The 17,361-nt window shown below is 64.4% G+C and carries 18 protein-coding genes; 9 read left to right on the forward strand and 9 right to left on the reverse strand.

Annotated features, from left to right (window positions below; all coding sequences use genetic code 11):
- Window positions 1-109: 109 nt before the first annotated feature.
- The 3 genes from AC54AF_RS00105 (at window position 110) to AC54AF_RS00115 (ending at window position 2,707) form a co-directional block, all read left to right on the forward strand.
- Window positions 110-739: a Rossmann-fold NAD(P)-binding domain-containing protein gene (locus AC54AF_RS00105; protein ID WP_496634384.1), complete on the forward strand. Its 630-nt coding sequence runs from the start codon at window positions 110-112 to the stop codon at window positions 737-739.
- Between the two features lie 47 nt (window positions 740-786).
- Complete coding sequence (locus AC54AF_RS00110) at window positions 787-1,236, forward strand: GNAT family N-acetyltransferase (protein WP_496634386.1); 450 nt, start codon at window positions 787-789, stop codon at window positions 1,234-1,236.
- Between the two features lie 163 nt (window positions 1,237-1,399).
- Window positions 1,400-2,707, forward strand: coding sequence for a glycosyltransferase (locus AC54AF_RS00115; RefSeq protein WP_496634388.1), 1,308 nt, complete (start codon window positions 1,400-1,402; stop codon window positions 2,705-2,707).
- Here AC54AF_RS00115 and AC54AF_RS00120 read toward each other — a convergent pair.
- From AC54AF_RS00120 to AC54AF_RS00145, 6 genes are all read right to left on the reverse strand, one after another.
- Window positions 2,670-3,611, reverse strand: coding sequence for a DUF2145 domain-containing protein (locus tag AC54AF_RS00120; protein WP_496634944.1), 942 nt, complete (start codon window positions 3,609-3,611; stop codon window positions 2,670-2,672). The genes AC54AF_RS00115 and AC54AF_RS00120 overlap by 38 nt on opposite strands.
- 5 nt (window positions 3,612-3,616) lie before the next feature.
- Window positions 3,617-4,048 carry a hypothetical protein gene (locus AC54AF_RS00125; RefSeq protein ID WP_496634946.1) on the reverse strand — a complete coding sequence of 144 codons (432 nt, stop codon included), beginning with the start codon at window positions 4,046-4,048 and terminating at the stop codon, window positions 3,617-3,619.
- A 92-nt stretch (window positions 4,049-4,140) separates the two neighbouring features.
- Window positions 4,141-5,007: an HDOD domain-containing protein gene (locus AC54AF_RS00130; RefSeq protein ID WP_496634390.1), complete on the reverse strand. Its 867-nt coding sequence runs from the start codon at window positions 5,005-5,007 to the stop codon at window positions 4,141-4,143.
- A gap of 145 nt (window positions 5,008-5,152) precedes the next feature.
- Window positions 5,153-6,250 carry an acyl-CoA dehydrogenase family protein gene (locus tag AC54AF_RS00135; RefSeq protein WP_496634392.1) on the reverse strand — a complete coding sequence of 366 codons (1,098 nt, stop codon included), beginning with the start codon at window positions 6,248-6,250 and terminating at the stop codon, window positions 5,153-5,155.
- Between the two features lie 67 nt (window positions 6,251-6,317).
- Complete coding sequence (gene gstA / locus AC54AF_RS00140; protein ID WP_496634394.1) at window positions 6,318-6,932, reverse strand: glutathione transferase GstA; 615 nt, start codon at window positions 6,930-6,932, stop codon at window positions 6,318-6,320.
- A 156-nt stretch (window positions 6,933-7,088) separates the two neighbouring features.
- A complete protein-coding gene (locus AC54AF_RS00145; RefSeq protein ID WP_496634396.1) occupies window positions 7,089-7,949 on the reverse strand; it encodes a LysR substrate-binding domain-containing protein in 861 nt (286 codons plus the stop codon).
- Between the two features lie 142 nt (window positions 7,950-8,091).
- On the opposite strand from AC54AF_RS00145, the gene AC54AF_RS00150 reads away from it, so the two are divergent.
- The 5 genes from AC54AF_RS00150 to AC54AF_RS00170 all read left to right on the forward strand — a co-directional run bounded on the left by AC54AF_RS00150 (window position 8,092) and on the right by AC54AF_RS00170 (window position 13,124).
- Window positions 8,092-9,603, forward strand: coding sequence for an MFS transporter (locus AC54AF_RS00150; protein WP_496634398.1), 1,512 nt, complete (start codon window positions 8,092-8,094; stop codon window positions 9,601-9,603).
- Window positions 9,604-9,650: 47 nt separating this feature from the next.
- Window positions 9,651-10,445: a TOTE conflict system archaeo-eukaryotic primase domain-containing protein gene (locus tag AC54AF_RS00155; protein ID WP_496634400.1), complete on the forward strand. Its 795-nt coding sequence runs from the start codon at window positions 9,651-9,653 to the stop codon at window positions 10,443-10,445.
- Between the two features lie 175 nt (window positions 10,446-10,620).
- Complete coding sequence (locus tag AC54AF_RS00160) at window positions 10,621-11,172, forward strand: DUF1579 domain-containing protein (protein WP_496634402.1); 552 nt, start codon at window positions 10,621-10,623, stop codon at window positions 11,170-11,172.
- 105 nt (window positions 11,173-11,277) lie between these two features.
- Window positions 11,278-12,327, forward strand: a complete 1,050-nt coding sequence (locus AC54AF_RS00165) for a putative phage abortive infection protein (RefSeq protein WP_496634404.1) — start codon at window positions 11,278-11,280, stop codon at window positions 12,325-12,327.
- Between the two features lie 386 nt (window positions 12,328-12,713).
- On the forward strand, window positions 12,714-13,124 hold the full coding sequence (locus AC54AF_RS00170) for a GNAT family N-acetyltransferase (protein ID WP_496634406.1): 411 nt from the start codon (window positions 12,714-12,716) through the stop codon (window positions 13,122-13,124).
- A 69-nt stretch (window positions 13,125-13,193) separates the two neighbouring features.
- Here AC54AF_RS00170 and AC54AF_RS00175 read toward each other — a convergent pair whose 3' ends face one another.
- Window positions 13,194-14,255 carry an NAD(P)H-dependent flavin oxidoreductase gene (locus AC54AF_RS00175; protein ID WP_496634407.1) on the reverse strand — a complete coding sequence of 354 codons (1,062 nt, stop codon included), beginning with the start codon at window positions 14,253-14,255 and terminating at the stop codon, window positions 13,194-13,196.
- A gap of 87 nt (window positions 14,256-14,342) precedes the next feature.
- Here AC54AF_RS00175 and AC54AF_RS00180 point away from each other — a divergent pair, with 87 nt between their 5' ends.
- Window positions 14,343-15,218 carry a LysR substrate-binding domain-containing protein gene (locus AC54AF_RS00180; RefSeq protein ID WP_496634409.1) on the forward strand — a complete coding sequence of 292 codons (876 nt, stop codon included), beginning with the start codon at window positions 14,343-14,345 and terminating at the stop codon, window positions 15,216-15,218.
- Between the two features lie 214 nt (window positions 15,219-15,432).
- Here the strand turns inward: AC54AF_RS00180 and AC54AF_RS00185 are convergent, their stop codons facing one another.
- Both AC54AF_RS00185 and AC54AF_RS00190 read right to left on the reverse strand, forming a co-directional pair.
- Entirely contained in the window at window positions 15,433-16,245 is an 813-nt protein-coding gene (locus AC54AF_RS00185; protein ID WP_496634411.1) for an alpha/beta fold hydrolase, read from the reverse strand.
- Entirely contained in the window at window positions 16,242-17,258 is a 1,017-nt protein-coding gene (locus AC54AF_RS00190) for a M14 family zinc carboxypeptidase (RefSeq protein WP_131688777.1), read from the reverse strand. Before AC54AF_RS00190 ends, AC54AF_RS00185 begins: the two co-directional genes overlap by 4 nt.
- Window positions 17,259-17,361: the final 103 nt, after the last annotated feature.

Here is a 17,361-nt window from a genome sequence, read left to right on the forward strand (position 1 = left end):
CCCGCGATGCCGTGGCCGCCACCTTCCGCGCCAGTTGGCCGCGCTGGCGCTGCACCTGTCCTGAGTTCCGTGTATCGTAGTGGCTGACAGCAACTTTAACTGGACAGCCATGAAATTACTGCTCGTGGGCGCTACCGGCCTGGTGGGCCGCGAAGTGCTGCGCCTGGCGCTGATGGATGCGCGCGTCAGCCAGGTCGCCGCCCCCGTGCGCAAGGCATTGCCGCCGCACCCGAAGCTGGACGCGCCCCTCGTCGATTTCGACCGCCTGCCGCCCGATGCGCCCTGGTGGCAGGCGGACGCCGTCATCTGCACCCTGGGCACGACCATGAAGGTGGCGGGCACGCGGCAAGTGTTTTCGCGCGTGGACCATGACTATCCGCTGGCCGTGGCGCGCCTGGCGCTGGCGGCCGGCACGCGCACGTATGCGCTCAATTCTGCCGCCGGCGCCAACGCCGCTTCGCGCATCTTCTACAACCGCGTCAAGGGCCAGCTGGAACGCGACCTGGAGCAGCTGGGTTTTGCCTCGCTCACGCACGTGCGGCCGGGCCTGATCGGCGGCGAGCGCGACGTGGCGCGCGCGGGCGAGGGCGCCGCCTTGCGCCTGCTGCGCGTGCTGGGGCCCGTGCTGCCGGCGCGCTGGCGCATCAATCCGGCGCCGCGCATCGCGCAAGCCCTGCTGGAGGCGGCGCTGGCCGCCGCGCCGGGCGTGCATGTCGTCAGCCCGGAACAACTGGCATGAATGCGCATCGCCTATAATCGGCATTCATGTTCTTTTGAGTACAGAAAATGCAAACAGTACGTCCTTACGCGGCCGGCGACCGCGACGCCTGCCTGGCCCTCTTCGACGGCAACACGCCGCGCTTTTTCGACCCGTCCGAGCGCGCCGGCTTTGTCGCCTGGCTGGAAGAATCGACGCAGCCGTATCTGGTCATCGAACGCGACGGGAACATCGTCGCCTGCGGCGGCCATGCGCTTGAGGCGGGCGGCACCGTCGCCAGCCTGTGCTGGGGTATGGTGGCGCAGGACGTGCAGGGACAGGGACTGGGCCGCGCGCTGACGCAGGCGCGCCTGGACGCTATCCGCGCCATGCCGCAGGTGGCCAGGGTCACCATGAATACCAGCCAGCATACGCAGCAGTTTTATGCACGCTTCGGCTTCGAGCCCGTGAAGGTGACGCCGGATGGCTTCGGGCCCGGCATCGACCAGTGGGACATGATGTTGCAACTGCCTGCGTAGCGACCGCAGGCAGGCATAGCGTCAAGCGGCGGTCAAATACTGATTGAAATGCTAACCTTCATCGCTTACCATCGGCGGGTATTTCAACTAGGAAAGATGCCCATGCGCCCTGCGTTCTTGTCCGATTTTGCACTGCACACCTACACCAGGCACGGAGGGCGGCATGGCTGATGACAGCCATCCGCCTGCGCCGCTCGTCATCGTTGCCAGCAGCGGCACCGGCGGCGACATGCAACCGTTTATCGCACTGGCGCAGGGTTTGCGGCAACGGGGGCGGCGCGTGCTGCTGCTGGTGCCAGGCTGGCAGGAAGCGGCGGCGCTGGCCTCAAGTGTGCCGTATCGCACCTTCAGCAGTGCGGCCGAGGGGCAGGCCATGCTGGGCGATCCGGGCCTGTGGGATGAGCGCAAGGGCTGGGGCGTGGTGTGGCGCGGCCTCGTGCCGCACCTGGGCGCCGTGCGCGACGTGGTGCAGGGCTTGCCAGACGGTGAAGAGTGCGTGGTGCTGTGCCACCCCTTCCTCGTGCCGATGGCCGCCCTGGCACGGTCAGTACGTCCGGACCTGCGCATCGTCGCGGCCTATCTGGCGCCATCGAACCTGTGCAGCAGCCATGATTTCCTGGCGGCCGGCTCACTGCGCATTCCCGCCTGGGTGCCGCTGGCCTGGCGCCAGGCCCTGTGGCGGCTGCTCCACCGCGGCATGGTCGACCCGGTGCTGCTGCCTGGCCTGAACGGGGCGCGCGCGCAGCACGGACTGCCGCCCGAAGCGCATTTTTTTGCGCACATGCTGGCCGCGCCGGATGCCTCGCTGGGACTGTTTCCCGCCTGGTTCGCCGCCCCGCAGGCGGACTGGCCGCCGCATTTCGTGCAAACCGGTTTCCCCGGCGCCGCCCCGCATGGCGCTGCGGCGCTGCCGCCGGAGCTGGAACGCTTTCTGGGCGAGGGCGAGCCGCCCATCGTCTTTACGCCCGGTACCGGGCACCAGCACGCACAGCGCTATTTCAGCATCGCCCTGGAAGTGTTGCAGCGGCTGGGACGGCGCGGCCTGTTCCTCACGCCCCATGCGCCGCAAGTGCCGCAACACTTGCCCCCGAACGTCATGTGGCAGGCGCACGTGCCGTTTGCGGCGCTGCTGCCGCGCGTGGCGGCCGTGGTGCACCACGGCGGCATCGGCACCAGCGCGGACGCCTTCCGCGCGGGCATCCCGCAGCTGATCGTGCCGTTCGCCTACGACCAGTTCGACAATGGCTGGAGGATCAAACGGCTCGGCGTGGGCGATGTCTTGCTGGCCAGGCGCTTGTCGGCCGGGCGCATGCAACGGCAACTGGCGCGCCTGCTGGCCGCGCCCGAGGTCAAGCTGGCGTGCGCCGACGTGGCCCGCCGGATGGGGCAGGGGCTCGACTCAGCGCGCCTGCTCGATCAGGTCGAGACGGCGCTTATCGGGACTGAGGCACGCCGTCGTCGAGGGCGATGACCCGGTCGTTTGCGCCAGGAATACAGCCTTCGGCGATGGGTTCCCAGCCCCGGTGCACCACTACCTGCTTGCCATCGTGGCAGATTTCCACGCGCTCGCTGGCGGGCAGGCGCTGGCGCGCGAACGCTTCCAGGCTGGCCGGCAGGCTCACTGCCAGCTGCATCGTGCCGATGGCTTGCGGCGGGTGGTCGTCCATGTGCACGAGGGGCACGAAGATCGAGCCGAGCATCAGCCAGCGCGCACCCACGTCGACGGTGGCGGGCGCATATTGGGCGGTGCGCAGCCAGTCCTGGGCGCGCGCGCGCAAGTCGCCGCCGGCGGCCAGTTCACCCCAGGCGGCGGCCAGCATTTCCACCACCCACTGATTGCAATTCTGGTATTTCAAATTGAATGCATACGCATTGGCGCTGTAGCGGCCCGCCAGCAATTGCTGCACCCGCACGGGGTCGAGCAGGGCGCGGCGCAGGGGCGGCACGGTTTCCGCCGGCAGTTTCACGAGCGAGATGTAGCCGAGCGAAGGATTTTCCGTGCCCATGGCGAAACCGGCCGTGCCCTGGTCGAAGATGCGCGGGCGGCCTTCGTCGCAGGCGTAGTACAGCTGGCGCGCGGACCAGCCGCTGTCGTTGTCGTGGCGCCAGGCCAGCGCCGCATGCGAATAGCGGATGCCGAAGCGGGCCAGGTCCAGGCCCGAGCGGCTGATGAGGGCCACGCTGCCTTCGCTGGCGGCCAGTTCCTCGCGCACGACGGCGGCAAAGCGCAACAGGCGATCCTGCTGCGTGGCCGTGAGTTCCTGCGCGCGGTCGCAGAAGCGCGCGGAGGCGAGCGAGGTGCCTGCATGGGCTGCCCCGGCGACGCTGAAGAGGGCGCAAACACCCAGCAGCAGTGCCGGGCAGCGCGGCAGCAAACGAATCAAAGGCTGACGGGACGCGTGGCCATTTCGCCGTACCAGTCGTCGGCCAGCACGAGGAAGAAGGCGGCGCGCGTGTCGTTGCGCGAGAATTCGATGCCGTAGGCGCGGTTTTGCGCATGCACCACGTCGCCTTGCGCCAGTTGCTGCTTGTCGAGCGCCACTTGCGGCAAGTCCAGCACCAGCGGCGTTGCCGTGGCGTCGGCTTGCATGGTCAGGCGCGTCATGCCGTCGCGGCCCGGCACGGCGGCCACGTCGATGATGCGGTAGGGGCCATTGGCCACCTTGTTGTCGCGCGAAGAGCTGTTGCTCGAACCGTTGAGCGAATCGGAAATGCTGCCGCTCGACTGGGAGCCGGCGCTGGAAGCCGAGGAAACGAAGCTGTCGGCGTTGGCGTTGCACGCCATGGTCAGTGCTGCGGCCAGGCCGAGCATGCGTAAGGAGGTAGTCAAGGCAGTTTTCCAGTGGACGTCAATGAAAGCGGACCGGGTCCATCCCGGCCCGCGTCATCATAGCAGATCGGCCATCAGCTGAGCAGTACCTCGATCAGGCCCTTCGCTTCGGCCGACGGCTGCGTGCGCAGCGTCTGCAGCACGGGATCGTGTTCCAGGTAGGCTTGCAACGGCGCGCTGACGGTGATGCCGGCCTGCGGCAGCGGCGAAGGGATGGGCGACAGCGCCTTGGCCAGCAGCAAGGTGTCGCGCAAGCCCTCGGGCGGCAGCATGATGGTCGAGCCAGGCAAGGCGTTGACGGCATCGGCCACCGGCAGCGGCACGCCCAGCTGGCGCATCAGCGCGCGGCCGATCACTTCCAGGGCGGACGCCATCTGCGTTTCCAGGTGGGCGTACAGGCCCGGGGTCTTGTCGGCCTGGGCCAGCAAATAAAAGCCGGCCACTTCATGCACGATGCCGGCGAACAGGGCCGTATCGGCATCCGTCTGCGTGACGGCGCCTGCCAGCGCATGCGCCAGCGCCGCCACATGCACGGTGTGCGCCCACAGCTGGGTGGCGCGGGCGCGCAAGGCTTCGTCGCGGATGCCCGCGTTCAGCTGGCGGATCACGGCCGCCGTCGCCAGCGCATACAGGTTGCGGTGGCCGAGCCGCTCGACGGCGGCGCGCACGCTGGTGATGGCAGGCGTCTGGCCGGATGCGAACATGGCCGAATTGGCCAGCGCCACGGCGCGCGCCGACAAGGTCGGCTCGCACAGCAGCAGCCGGCTGATGTCGGCCGAGTGGCAATCCGGGTTGGCCAGTTCCTTTTGCAGGAGCAGGGCTGTATTAATGCTGGTGGGAAAGGCCAGCGTTTCCGTTTCGGCGCTGGCCAGAAGTTGCGCCAGGCTACTGAGCGTATCGACGTGCATGGATAGGGGAGCGAGAAGTAGCAATGCCTCCATATTATCAGGCAATCCGGCCCGCATGGCGTCCGCCTTGCAACATGTGGCTATTGCAGAGGAGTAAGATGCGATGCAGGACGTTTATCTCAACTGAGGTGCTGTCAGTGCCGTTTACCTTGCGCCAGGATGGCCGGGAAAGCTGCCGTCACGGCAGCAGCAATGCATGCTGGCTGGCCGTGTGGAAATCGCGCCAGACGCGGTTGATGGTGCTGTCTTCGCGGGCCGCGTACAGGCCGCAGTAGGGGTACAGACCATCGACGGCCGCGCGGCACGCGGCCACCAAATCCAGCGAACGGTCTTGCACGGCTTGCATGGCAACTTCATTGAGCGCCGCGCCAGCCGCGACCTGTACCCAGCTGTCGTCCAGCACGGCGTAGAAGCGGGCGCGGGCGGATGTGAGCGCGTCTTTTTTGCCTTGCAGCATGGCGGCCACTTCCGGCACCTCCAGCAGCGGCAGGCCGGCGCGCGCATGGCGGCGGTGGCGCATGCATTCCTCGGCCAGTTGCATGAAATGCGCGGCCATGCCGGCCACGTTGGCGGCCAGGGTCACGTAGGCCAGTGAATAGAAGGGGTAGCGGTACAGGGGGCCATCGGCCATCGCGGTGTCGGGACGGATCGCAAAGCCATGGTCCTTGCTGAGCCACTGGCCGTCGATGCGGTAGCTGTGCGAGGCGCTGGCGCGCATGCCGATGCTGTTCCACGAGGGCACCAGCTGCACCAGGGCGGCGGGCACGAGGAAGGCGCGGATGCGCGGCGTGCCGTCGGCATCGAGCAGGGGCTGGCCATCGCGCTGCAGCCGGGCGTTCAGGGTGAAGTGGGTCGCCATCGGCGCGCCGCTGGCGTAGTCCCAGCTGCCCGTGATGCGGTAGCCGTCGCCTTCTTCCTCGGCATAGCCGGTGGCCGCGCCGCTGCCGCCCAGACAGACGCGGGGCGTGCCGATGATTGCCCGTGCCATGTCGGGCGCCAGGAAGCCGGTGAACCAGCCGGCGCCCGCGCACAGGGTCAGCACCCAGCCCATGCTGCCATCGACGGCGGCCACGGCCTCTTCCAGGCGGACCACGTGCGGCAAGGGCAGCTCGGCCCCACCCGCGCTGCGCGGCGCCAGCATCGTCAGCCAGCCGCGCCGGTGCAGCAGCGCCTGCTGGGCCGGATGCAGGAAACGGGCGGCGTCGGCCGCCAGTGCATGGCGCGCGATGCGGTGCGCGTCGCGTGCGGAAAGGGGAGCTATGGCTGCGTGCGGCATGAGTAAGGTCCGGCAATGGCGAAGGCGGGCATTTTCGCACAGAGCGGGGTGGTCCGCGACACGTGGTTCAAGTCGCCTTGGCCAGTCCTTCCGCTTCCCAAGCAGCCTTCACGCTGTCGCGCTGGGCAATTCTGCCCAGGAAGGCCTGCACATTTGCCAGGCCCGACAAATCCACGCCTACGCGCGGCGCCCAGCCCGTGATGACGAACAGGTAGGCATCGGCGACCGTGAACGTGTTGCCGCTCAGGCAGGCCTGGCCTTCCAGGCGGCTGTCCACCCATCTGTATTTCTTGCCAAGTTGCTCAATGAATAATGCCTTGGTGGCAGCGTCGATACGGGAATCGAACAGGGGGCTGAACGATTTGTGCAGCTCGGACGTGATGTAGTTCTGCCATTCCAGCACCCTGTAGCGCGCAAAACTGCCCACGGGCGGCAGCAAGTCCTGCCTGCCCGCCCGTTCGGCGACGTATTGGGCGATGACGGGGCCTTCGCTCAAGGTCGTGCCGTCGTCGAGCGCCAGCAGCGGCACCTGGCCTTTCGGGTTGAGTTCATAGTAATTGCCGCCATCCTGCGTCTTGTGCTGGCCCAGGTCGACCTTGACCAGGGTGAACGGCGTGCCCGTTTCGCGCAGGATGATGTGCGGCGCCTGCGAGCAGGCGCCCGGCGAATAGAAGAGTTTCATGGCGATCCTCGAACAGGTGGGAAAGCAGCCACTATAGTCCCGCGCCGCCGCACGGTAAATGCGTGTTCGTGTGATTCGCCGTTGTTGCCCGTTGACGCCTTGCGCTGGCTCAAACCCGGGGATGGCGCAAGGTGTCGAGCAGCAAGGCAAACAGTGTCAAGCGGCCGGCGCGGCCGACCATTCGCGCAGCAATTGCCCGAACGCGTCGGCCGCCGCCGTGCTGCCGGCGGCGCGCCAGAGCAGCTGGAACTGGGCGGCGGGCAGGGTGGGCAAGCCATGCCGGCCATCGATGACTACCATGCCCGGCTCCAGGTCGCCTTGCGGCAAGGCCGTGACAGCCAGGCCCGCCAGCACGGCGGCGCGCAAGCCCTGCTGGCTGGGCGAGGTGAACGCCACGCGCCAGTCGAGGCCGGCGCCATCGAGGGCGTCGACGCCCACTTGCCGGTGCATGCAGGGCGCCGGTGAAAACGCCAGCGGCAGCGGCGCCTTGCCGTCGTGGCGGAAATCGTGGGCCGCCGCCCAGACGAAACGCGTGCGGCGCAGCACGGCCGCCTCATCCTGGCCATCGGCCAGGGCCATGACGACGGCCAGGTCCAGCGCATCGGCCGTGACCAATTTCTGCAAGTCAAGATAGGTGCCCACCGTCACATCCAGGCGCACGGCGGGAAACAGGTGCGCGAACTGCGCCAGCAGGGCCGGCAGGCGCGCGCCCATGAAATTTTCCGGCACGCCAAAGCGCACGGCGCCGGCAATCGCGGAACGCTGGAAGCGGCGCGACAGCGCATCCTGGGCCGCCAGGATCTGCCGCGCGTGGCGCAGGAAATCCTCGCCATCTTCCGTCAGGCGCAGGCTGCGCGTCGTGCGCAGCAGCAGCGCCGTGCCCGCTTGCTCTTCCAGGCGGCGGATCTGGTGGCTGATGGCGGACTGGCTCAGGTGCAGCCGCTCGGCGGCGCGCGTAAAGCCGCCCGTATCCGCTACGGCAACCAGGGCGCGCAGCAGGGCGGTATCGAAGTCCATGAAACTCCCGTGATTTATGATGAGAATGAATGAATTGTACAAAATTTTATCATTTCCCTCATGAGTCGAGGCTTTCTAGAATGGCGGCACGCAGCGCGCCGGCACCACGCGCCCCTCCATTTTGACCGATATCAAGGCTTCGATGCACCTGACTACTTCGCAACAAAATGCACTGACCCTGGCCGCTGTGTGCCTGGCCTCGCTCATGTTCGGCCTGGAAATTTCCAGCGTGCCCGTCATCCTGCCCACGCTGGAAACCGTGCTGCATGGCGATTTCAAGGACTTGCAATGGATCATGAACGCCTACACCCTGGCTTGCACCACCGTGCTGATGGCCACGGGCACCCTGGCTGACCGCTATGGCCGCAAGCGCTTGCTGCTCGCCAGCCTGGCGCTGTTCGGCCTCAGTTCCCTCGCATGCGGCTGGGCCGGCAGCACGGGCGTGCTGATCGCCGCGCGCGCGCTGCAAGGTGCGGCCGGCGGCGCCATGCTGATTTGCCAGGTGGCCGTGCTGTCGCAGCAGTTCCCGGCCGGCGCGGCGCGGGGCAGGGCGTTCGGCGCCTGGGGCATCGTGTTTGGCCTGGGCCTGGGCTTCGGCCCCATCATCGGCGCGGCCATCGTCGCGCTATCCAGCTGGCAATGGGTATTTCTCGTGCACGGCCCGCTGGCCGTCGTCGCGCTGCTGCTGGCTGGCCTGGGCGTGAGCGAATCGCGCGACCCGCAGCGGCGCAAGCTGGACGTGGCGGGCATCGCCACCCTGTCGCTGGCCGTGTTCAGTCTGGCGTGGTGCCTCACGCAGGGGCCGGCGCTGGGTTTCAATGATCCCCGCACTCTGGCCAGCCTGGCCGTGGCGCTGGCCAGCCTGCTGCTGTTTGTCATGATCGAGAAGCGCCAGGCCGAACCGATGATCGATTTTTCCGTCTTTCGCCTCCGCCGCTTCTCGGGCGCCTTGCTCGGTTCGGCGGGCATGAACTGCAGTTTCTGGCCGCTCATGATTTATCTGCCCCTGTATGTGCAGCATGGCCTCGGCTACAGCAGTCTGGGCACGGGCTTGACCTTGCTGGCCTACACCTTGCCCACCTTGCTCGTGCCGCCCCTGGCCGAGCGGCTGGCACTGCGCTACCAGGCCGATACGGTGATCCCTGCCGGCTTGCTGGCCATCGGCGCGGGCCTGCTGCTGATGTGCTGGGGCAGCCAAGCGGACGCCGCCAGCTGGCTGACGATCCTGCCCGGCTGCCTGCTGGCGGGCACGGGCCTGGGCTTGACGAACACGCCCGTCACCAATACGACGACAGGCGCCGTGCCGGGCGAACGGGCCGGTATGGCTTCCAGCATCGACATCAGCGCGCGCATGGTCAGCCTGTCCATCAATATCGCGCTGATGGGTTTTATCCTCGTCGAGGCGCTCCAATCCGCTTTGCGCCAGCATGTGCCTGCCGGGATTGATGCGGCGGCACTGCGCGCCATGGCGGAAGGCTTGTCGGCGGGCACGGGCGCCAGCGGTCTGCCGGCCGGCGTAGCCAAGCTTGCGCTGGCACAGGGATTTGGCGCCGTGATGCTGTACGGCGGCGTGGCGGCCTGCCTGTTCGCCGTGGCCAGCTGGCTGGTGTTTGGCGCCGGACGGGCGGGTGCGCCAAGGCCGGGGCGGCTATAATCTGGGCACGTTGGCAAGTCTTGCTCAACGTTATTACGAGGCCGCCCATGCATAAACTGATTTCCGAACTCACCCGCCTGTACCTGTTCGAGGAACAGCAGCAATACGTCGATGCGGAGGGCGGCGCGCAGCCGCTGGCGCCGGCCGTGCTGGCGCGCCATCTGGCAGGCGAGCAGACGGTGGCTGTGCAACTCGTGACCGGGAGCGGTCTGACGCGCGCATTGGTGCTGGAGTTTGGCGGCAAGGGCGGGGGTGAAGCGCATTGGAGCGCGCTGTGCACGATCGCCAATGCCGTGCAGCATGAGCTGGACTTGCCGGCGCCCGCCGTCAGCATCTCGGGCACGGCGTTCCAGTTATGGCTGTCGCTGGCCACGCCCGTGCCCGTCGCCCAGGCGCGCCAGTTCGTCCAGCTGCTGCGCTCGACCTTTTTACCCGCCTCGACCGACATTCTCGCCGCCGCGCCGCCCGCCTACGTGGAGCAGGTGGCGCTGCCGCCCGCGTTGCAGCCGTCGGGCAAGTGGGCCGCCTTCATCCACCCCAGCATGGGCGCCGCCTTTGTCGATGAACCGGGCCTGGACATGCCGCCGCCTCCCGCCGCCCAGCTGGGCTTCCTGGAAAGCTTGCGTAGCATCAACCCGGCCCAGTTCGCGCAGGCGCTGGCGACATTGCAGGGACATGCGGGGCTGGCTGTCGCCGTGCCCGCTCCCGTCGCCGCCGCATTGCCAGTGGCAACGTCCGCCACTGCGCCGGGCTTGCTGCTGCAGGACGCCACGCTGGAAGACATCGTGCGCTGGCTGCATGCGCGTCATATCGAACCGACGTTCCGCCACAGGTTGCCGTAGCGGGGCGCTTGCAGGTGCTGGCGGCAGGCGGCCAGCAGTGGATATTTTCACAGGTGTGACAATGCATGCATTTTTCTTACCGGCAATTTGCTATCCTCCACGGCCGCTCTTGAGCCATGTCGGCAATAAAAAATCAGCTCGAGCATTGCCTTATATTAATTCCAGGAAACCATCAATGCACTTGCCCGCCGAGAAAAACGCCCCCCGAGATTTTGATTTCATCATCGGCGATTGGCTGGTGAAACATCGCCGGCTCAATTCCAGATTCACCAATTGCAAGGAATGGACGGAGTTTGACGGGCTTTCTTCGACCGTCAAAACACTGGGTGGCTTTGGAAATCTGGAGGACAACGTTCTCTACTTCCCGGAAGGTAGCTTCCGCGCCCTTGCACTGCGCTCGTTTTGTATGAAATCAGGCACATGGTCGATCTGGTGGCTCGATGCACGCAAGCCGACAACGCTTGACGTCCCTGTCGTTGGAGCATTCTCCAATCATGTCGGCATATTTTTCGCGGATGACATACTCGATGGTCAGGCAATAAAAGTACGCTTTACCTGGACTGCCACACCTGGGGAAAATCCCCGTTGGGATCAAGCTTTTTCGAAGGACCAGGGAAGAACATGGGAAACGAACTGGACTATGGATTTCGTGCGCGCCACACAGGAAATGGTAGCCATTCAACCTTCAAAGCTTGGATTGCCAACGGCGATACGTAGTACGACATAAAAATGATTCTATAACGTGCGCATAAGGCATGAAAATATTCTTTTTTTTGACGACTGCTCTAAAAATTAATGATGGCTCGATTTCTGTACAAATAAAAATAAAACTATGATGAAAATTTTTTACCAACTTTTCACTGATGGCGACAAAGAAGAACTCGACGTCGGCACAAAAAGACTGATTAATGCTCTGGCCGCAGTGGTGTTAATCGTTGCCTCTATTGTGGTAGTCCTTTTTGTGATCGACTATAAGGGGCATGCAACAGGAGCAGTTCAGCCAAATGCAGAGGCTGGCGCCGGAAATTCTGGCCAAAACGGCGCGACACAATTTAATTATGGGACGTTTGGTGATTTTTTTGGGGGCGTACTTAACCCAATCCTTACATTTGGTACATTTATCGGATTGGCGATAACTATCATTTATCAACGTATTAGTATGCGAGCTACACGCCTGCAGGCCTTCGAGACAACACTCTTTAATATGCTGGAGTTGCATAATCAAATCGTCGCTCAGCTGAGGTTCAACCCCATATCACTTGAAACGGTTACGCCTGCTGTGCCAGGTAAACCCACCTTTAAAATTCAGCCTGCGGGATGGACGCCTCCAGAAATGGCCGAAGGACGTGCAGTATTCAATCAGATTTTAGAGGCGCTTAAAGTCCAGGCGAAAAAGCGAGAATCTAGCATCATCGAAATTTATAAAGATGTGCTACAAGACCAACACAACTATGTTCTGGGCCATTACTTCAGGAACCTCTACCAAATTCTTCGATTGATTAAACGTAATCAGGGCCCAGTACTATCAAAATTCCGCGCTCAAGAGTACTCAGCCATCGTGCGTTCGCAGCTGTCTGCTTACGAACTTGCACTGCTATTTTTAAATTGTCAGCGAAACGTAGCGGATCACAATGGGAAATTCAAGAGTTTGCTCGTTGAATTTGAACTGTTAGAGCATCTTCCACTCAAGAGAGACACGACTCATCAATCACTTGAAGCTTTGGATTTCTCCGCTAAAATAGAATCTTTCAAGTATTACTTTGACTTCGATCGTCAGAACTACTTAAAACTAACTCCTGGTGCATATGGAACGAATCCTGAAGTATCTGCATATATAAAATCGATGAGTAGCCAAAGCAAGTTCCATAAAAATGAGAAATGAATACTGAAACCGGTTGGTTCGATCCGAGGTGAAAGGGATAGTCGTTTATACACTGAAATTTCACAGGTGAGACTTTGATCTGGGATTTTCCAATTGCAGCAGAAACTATTTACAGGCAATACGGTTGTATTCAGTTCCGCAACCACTTCGAGCGACAGGATCCGCGTATCGGGAAATTGATGGACAAGATAACAATCGATGGTAGCCAAAATACTATTTTTGCAACGTCGACGATCTGTTGCACAACCTGGGTCGCAGCTAATCTAGGGCCATCGTCGCAGATGCAGGCACGCAATGCGCCGCGACTTGCCTGACGATTGCCGGGCTACCGCTGAATGGTCAGGCGGCGAAATTATCACCTTACATTGCCATATACAATTTAGCCGATGACTATTAACTTTACATCCGATCAGCCATGCGCCGAGGCGTTCAAGGCACTGTACGACACGACTGGCTGGGGGCCAATATCACGCGGCACCGCGTTCTATCAAGATGCACTTGACGGCTCCTGGTGTTCGCGGTCCGCCTACTTTGGCGGCCAACTTGTTGGTTTTGTGCGTGTCATTTCGGATGGCCGCTTGCACGCTTTTGTCACCGAGATGATTGTTCACCCCGAATTTCAACATCAAGGAATCGGAGCAGCGTTGCTCGGTTCCATTCTTGACGATTGTCGTGACGCTGGCATTTCAGATGTCCAGCTTTTCAGCGCCAAAGGCAAGTCGCTATTCTACGAAAAACTGGGATTTTCCTCACGACCGGAAGATGCTCCTGGCATGCAATTCAAGGCAGCCACCTGAGTACACTGCGGCCGCAGCGTCGAGCCAGATATCTCCATGGCGGCGTCCCGTGTCAGCGGCATGCTGACATCAAGCCGCCATTTCCCTGGCCAAAGTCAACACCAGCTCCTGCGCCCCCATTTCCCGCGCCAGCGGCGCGCCCTGGCCGGCCCATTGGGCGGCAAATTCGCTGTCGCCGTGCTGGCTCGCTATCGCGTTCAATTGTTTGGCGGCATCGTAGGCGACGGGATAGGCGGCCGGTGGCGGGCTGCCCGGCGCTTCGGCGTAGTCGATGAAGCGGTTCACCATGCCGCGCGCCAGGCGGCCCGAGAGCACGCTGGTCAGGTGCGTGCTTGCCGCCCGCGCGCTGTGCAGATTGGCGCGGTAGCTGGCATTGGCCGACGATTCCGGGCACAGCACGAACGCCGTGCCCAGCTGCGCGGCCACGGCGCCCAGGTCCAGCGCGGCGCGGATGCCTGGCCCATCCATGATGCCGCCGGCGGCGATGAGGGGCAGGCTGGTGCGGCCCGCCAGCAGGCGCAGCAGCACGCTGGTGCTGTGGCGCTCGTCCGGCGCTTGCGGATCAAAAACGCCGCGATGCCCGCCCGCTTCCACCCCTTGCGCCACGATGGCGTCCACCCCGGCCTCTTCGATCAGCGCCGCCTCGCGCAGATTGGTGGCCGTGGCCATGGTGTAGATGCCGGCCTGGCGCAGGGCCTGGACTTGCTGCTGCGTTGGCAAGCCGAAATGAAAGCTGACGACGGCGGGACGCTGTTCCAGCAACAGGGCAAACGCCGCTTCGTCACCGAGAAAACTTTGATATATCTCATCGAGTTCCACGGGCACGGCCGCGCCCAGCTGCGCAAACAGGGGCGCCAGATGGGCCAGCCAGTCCGCTTCGCGCCGCGCATCCCTCACCGCCGGCACATGGCAGAACACGTTCACGTTGAAGGGGCCGGCCGTCAGCGCGCGCGTCTGTTCGATCATCTGGCGCGCCTGCGCCACCGTGCCGGCGCCGATGCCCAGCGAACCGAGGCCGCCCGCATTCGAGACGGCGGCGGCCAGGCGCGGCGTGGAGACGCCCGCCATCGGCGCCTGGATGAGGGGGAACCGCAAGCCGAGGCGGTCGAGAAATTGCCGGGACGTGCTCATGATGTTTCCTTCATGAAGTTGAGGATGCTGCATTCAATTCGTAGTTTGAGAATATAATAGCATAATCATTTTTAAAGAGAGAATATTATGGAGTCGGAATCATTGCGGATTTTTTGCTCTGTCGCCAGTGAACTGAGCGTCACCCAGGCCGCAGCCCGGCTGGGCCGCGCGCCGTCCAGCGTCACCACGCGCATCCAGCAGCTGGAAGCCGATATCGGCGCGGCACTGTTCGTGCGCACGAACAAACGCATGGCCCTGACGGCGGCGGGCGAGCGCTTTCTCGAGTATGCGCAGCGTTTGCTTGCGCTGGAGGAAGAGGCCAGACACGTCGTCACGGGCGGGCGCGAGGGGGGCACCTTGCGCGTCGGCAGCATGGAAAGCACGGCGGCCAGCCGCTTGCCGGCGCTGCTGGCCGCGTATCACGCCCGCCATCCGGCGACGCGCCTGGCGCTGAGCACGGGGCCGTCGCGCCCGCTGATCGAGCAGGTGCGCACGGGCTTGCTCGACTGCGCTCTTGTCGCCTTGCCGCCCGCGTTCGGCGGCGCCGCCGCCCTGGCGGAGCTGGGCCTGGCGTCGACGGCCGTGTGGCGCGAGGAACTGTGTTTGCTGCTGCCGGCCAGCGAGGGGCAGGCGCGCCGCGCCGTGGACGTGCGCACGCGCTCGCTGGCGGCGTTTCCGCAGGGCTGCACCTACCGCGGCATCGCGGAAGATTTGCTGGGGGTGGCCGGCAGCACGCAGTGGAGCGTGCAGGAAATGAGTTCGTATCACACCATGATCGCCTGCGTGGCGGCCGGCGCCTGCGTGACCCTGCTGCCGGCCAGCGTGCTGGCGCTGTCCGAGGCGCCGGCCAGCTTGATACCGCTGTCCGCCGGGCAAATTGACACCTTGCTGGTCTGGCGCGCCGGATTCGACGTGCCCGCGTTTCAGCATTTGCTGGCGCAAGTGGGCGCGGCGGCGCCGTGAGTGGGGCGGCCATCCTCGTCGGCGGCACGTCTGTCTGCACGGTGACCATCGCCATGCCGGCAGCCGGTATGCGCAGTCGCACAGTTTTAGCAGTTCGCTGTTGGCCATCGCCGGCAGGAAGCGCTGAAGGTCGGGCACGTTTGAAGATAGCCCGAAGAGGCAGCACGCGCTGCCCAGCAGCCGGCCAGCGCTGCCAGCTGTTGTGTAGGGTCAGTCAGGTTTGTGACAGGCATATAGACTGTGTTGTGGCGGTCTTGTCATCGTCCGCCGCTGCCTGCCCCAGCCATCTCGCCACCGATTGCGCCACCCATTCCCCCTCGTCCAGCGGCAGGTCGTGGCCCGCGTCGCGGTGGATCAGGCAGTCCGCTTGCCAGGCGCGCGCCAGGCGCTGCGAGCAGCGGTGGTCGACCAGCCGGTCTTGCGCGCCGGCCATCACCAGCACGGGCATGGCGGGGCGGCTGGCGGGGGCGCGGTAGCGGGCGGCCGACAGCAACTGGCGCAGCGCATTGCTCCGGATTACCGGATATTGCTGCTGGTAACTGCGCCAGTCGGCCAGCAGCGCGGGATTGCCATCGGCATGCCTGCGGCTGGTCAGGCGCAATATCAATGCTTCCTGGCTGCGTTGGTCGCCCAGCAGCAGCTGGCGCAGCAGGGCGCCGTAGTTTTGCCAGCGCAGGCGCCGGTAAAACGGGCTGTATGGCCGCATGCTGGTGTTGATGAGCACGCAGCGGGCGATCTCCTGCGGGTAGCGACTGGCCCATTCGACAGCCACCATGCCGCCCAGCGACAGGGCCAGCAAGTGATAGGGCGGGGCGATTGCGCGCGCCAGCAAGTCTGCGCGGCAGCTTTCCACCATGGCGGCCACGCGGGTGGCGCTGTGCTGCGCGTGGCGCGTGCCATTGCCGGGCAAGTCGGGCGTGACGATGCTGGCGCCGGGCAGGGCGCGCGCCAGGGTGGCGGGGAAGCTTCCCCAGTGGCGCTGTTCGCGCATCAGGCCGCGCAATAAAATCCAGGTGGGCGGCGTCATGATTCGTACCATTGCGCCAGCGCGCGCCGGCGCTGCGCCTTGCGCAGCAAGCCTTCCGGCAGCCAGCGGCCGTGGCTGCTGGCTGCGCGCATGAGGAAATCGAACCAGACCAGATGCCGCCGCAGCACGCGCTGCAGGCGGTGCGCGGCCGTCGGGTTGAAGATGCTGACCCGGTTGAACAGCTGGCGCGGGTTTTTCTTGACCCACAGCCACGAGCCCATTTCCAGGGTCAGCGGCAGGAACACGCGTCCGCTGTAGCTGGTGCCATTCAGGTACAGATAGTCCCACAGGTCGCCATGCGTGCGGTATTGCCGGCTTTGCGGCTCGAACACATAGTTGTGGTTGGGGTAGCTCTGGCTGAACAGTTCTTCCAGCGCGCCGATCTCGGCCAGGTGGGCTATCGGCACCTTGGTATGCGCATGGGGAAACCAGATGCGGTCGCGCAAGCCGAAGCCGGAATGGCAATCGAGGGCGATGCTGAACTGGCGCGACAGCAGTTCGCGCTCGACGAGGTCGCACACGGCGGCGCTTTCCGCCTCCATCGGCCCCCCGGCCGCGCCACGGTACCAGGGCAGGCGCGCGCTGTAGCGCTGTCCACCGAGCATGAACGGCACTTTTTCGCGCGCGCTCAGCGGGGCGTTGCGCATCAGGTCCACGCCTTGCGGATTGCAGCGCGTGGCTTGCCACATGCCGCCCGGATTGACCAGCGGCATGAACACGAGGCGCATGCTTTCCAGCTGCTGGTGCAGGGTGGCATCCCAGCGCAGGCGCGCGATCAGGCTTTCCAGGAAAGACAGCAGTACTTGCGTGCCGATGCGTTCGAGGCCGTGGATGCCGCCGAAAAAGCCCAGCACGGGCACGTCGGGGCTTGGATTACCCAGGGCAATCGTGTAGACGGGAAACTCGCGCCCATCCATGGCGATGCTGCAGGGCGCGGCCACTTCCAGGTGGCTGCCGCCTTCGTCGATGAGGCGTTTCAGCATGACCAGCTCGGGCAGATTCTTTTCGATCATCAGGCGTCTGAAAGGGAAAGTGACAGCCAGTGTAGCCGAAATACCTGCCGCGCCAAACGTCCCGCATGGCGAAATTTGCGCACGCTGAGCATGTCACGAAGCC

The sequence above is a fragment of the Janthinobacterium sp. JF4 genome (genome assembly GCF_059617925.1).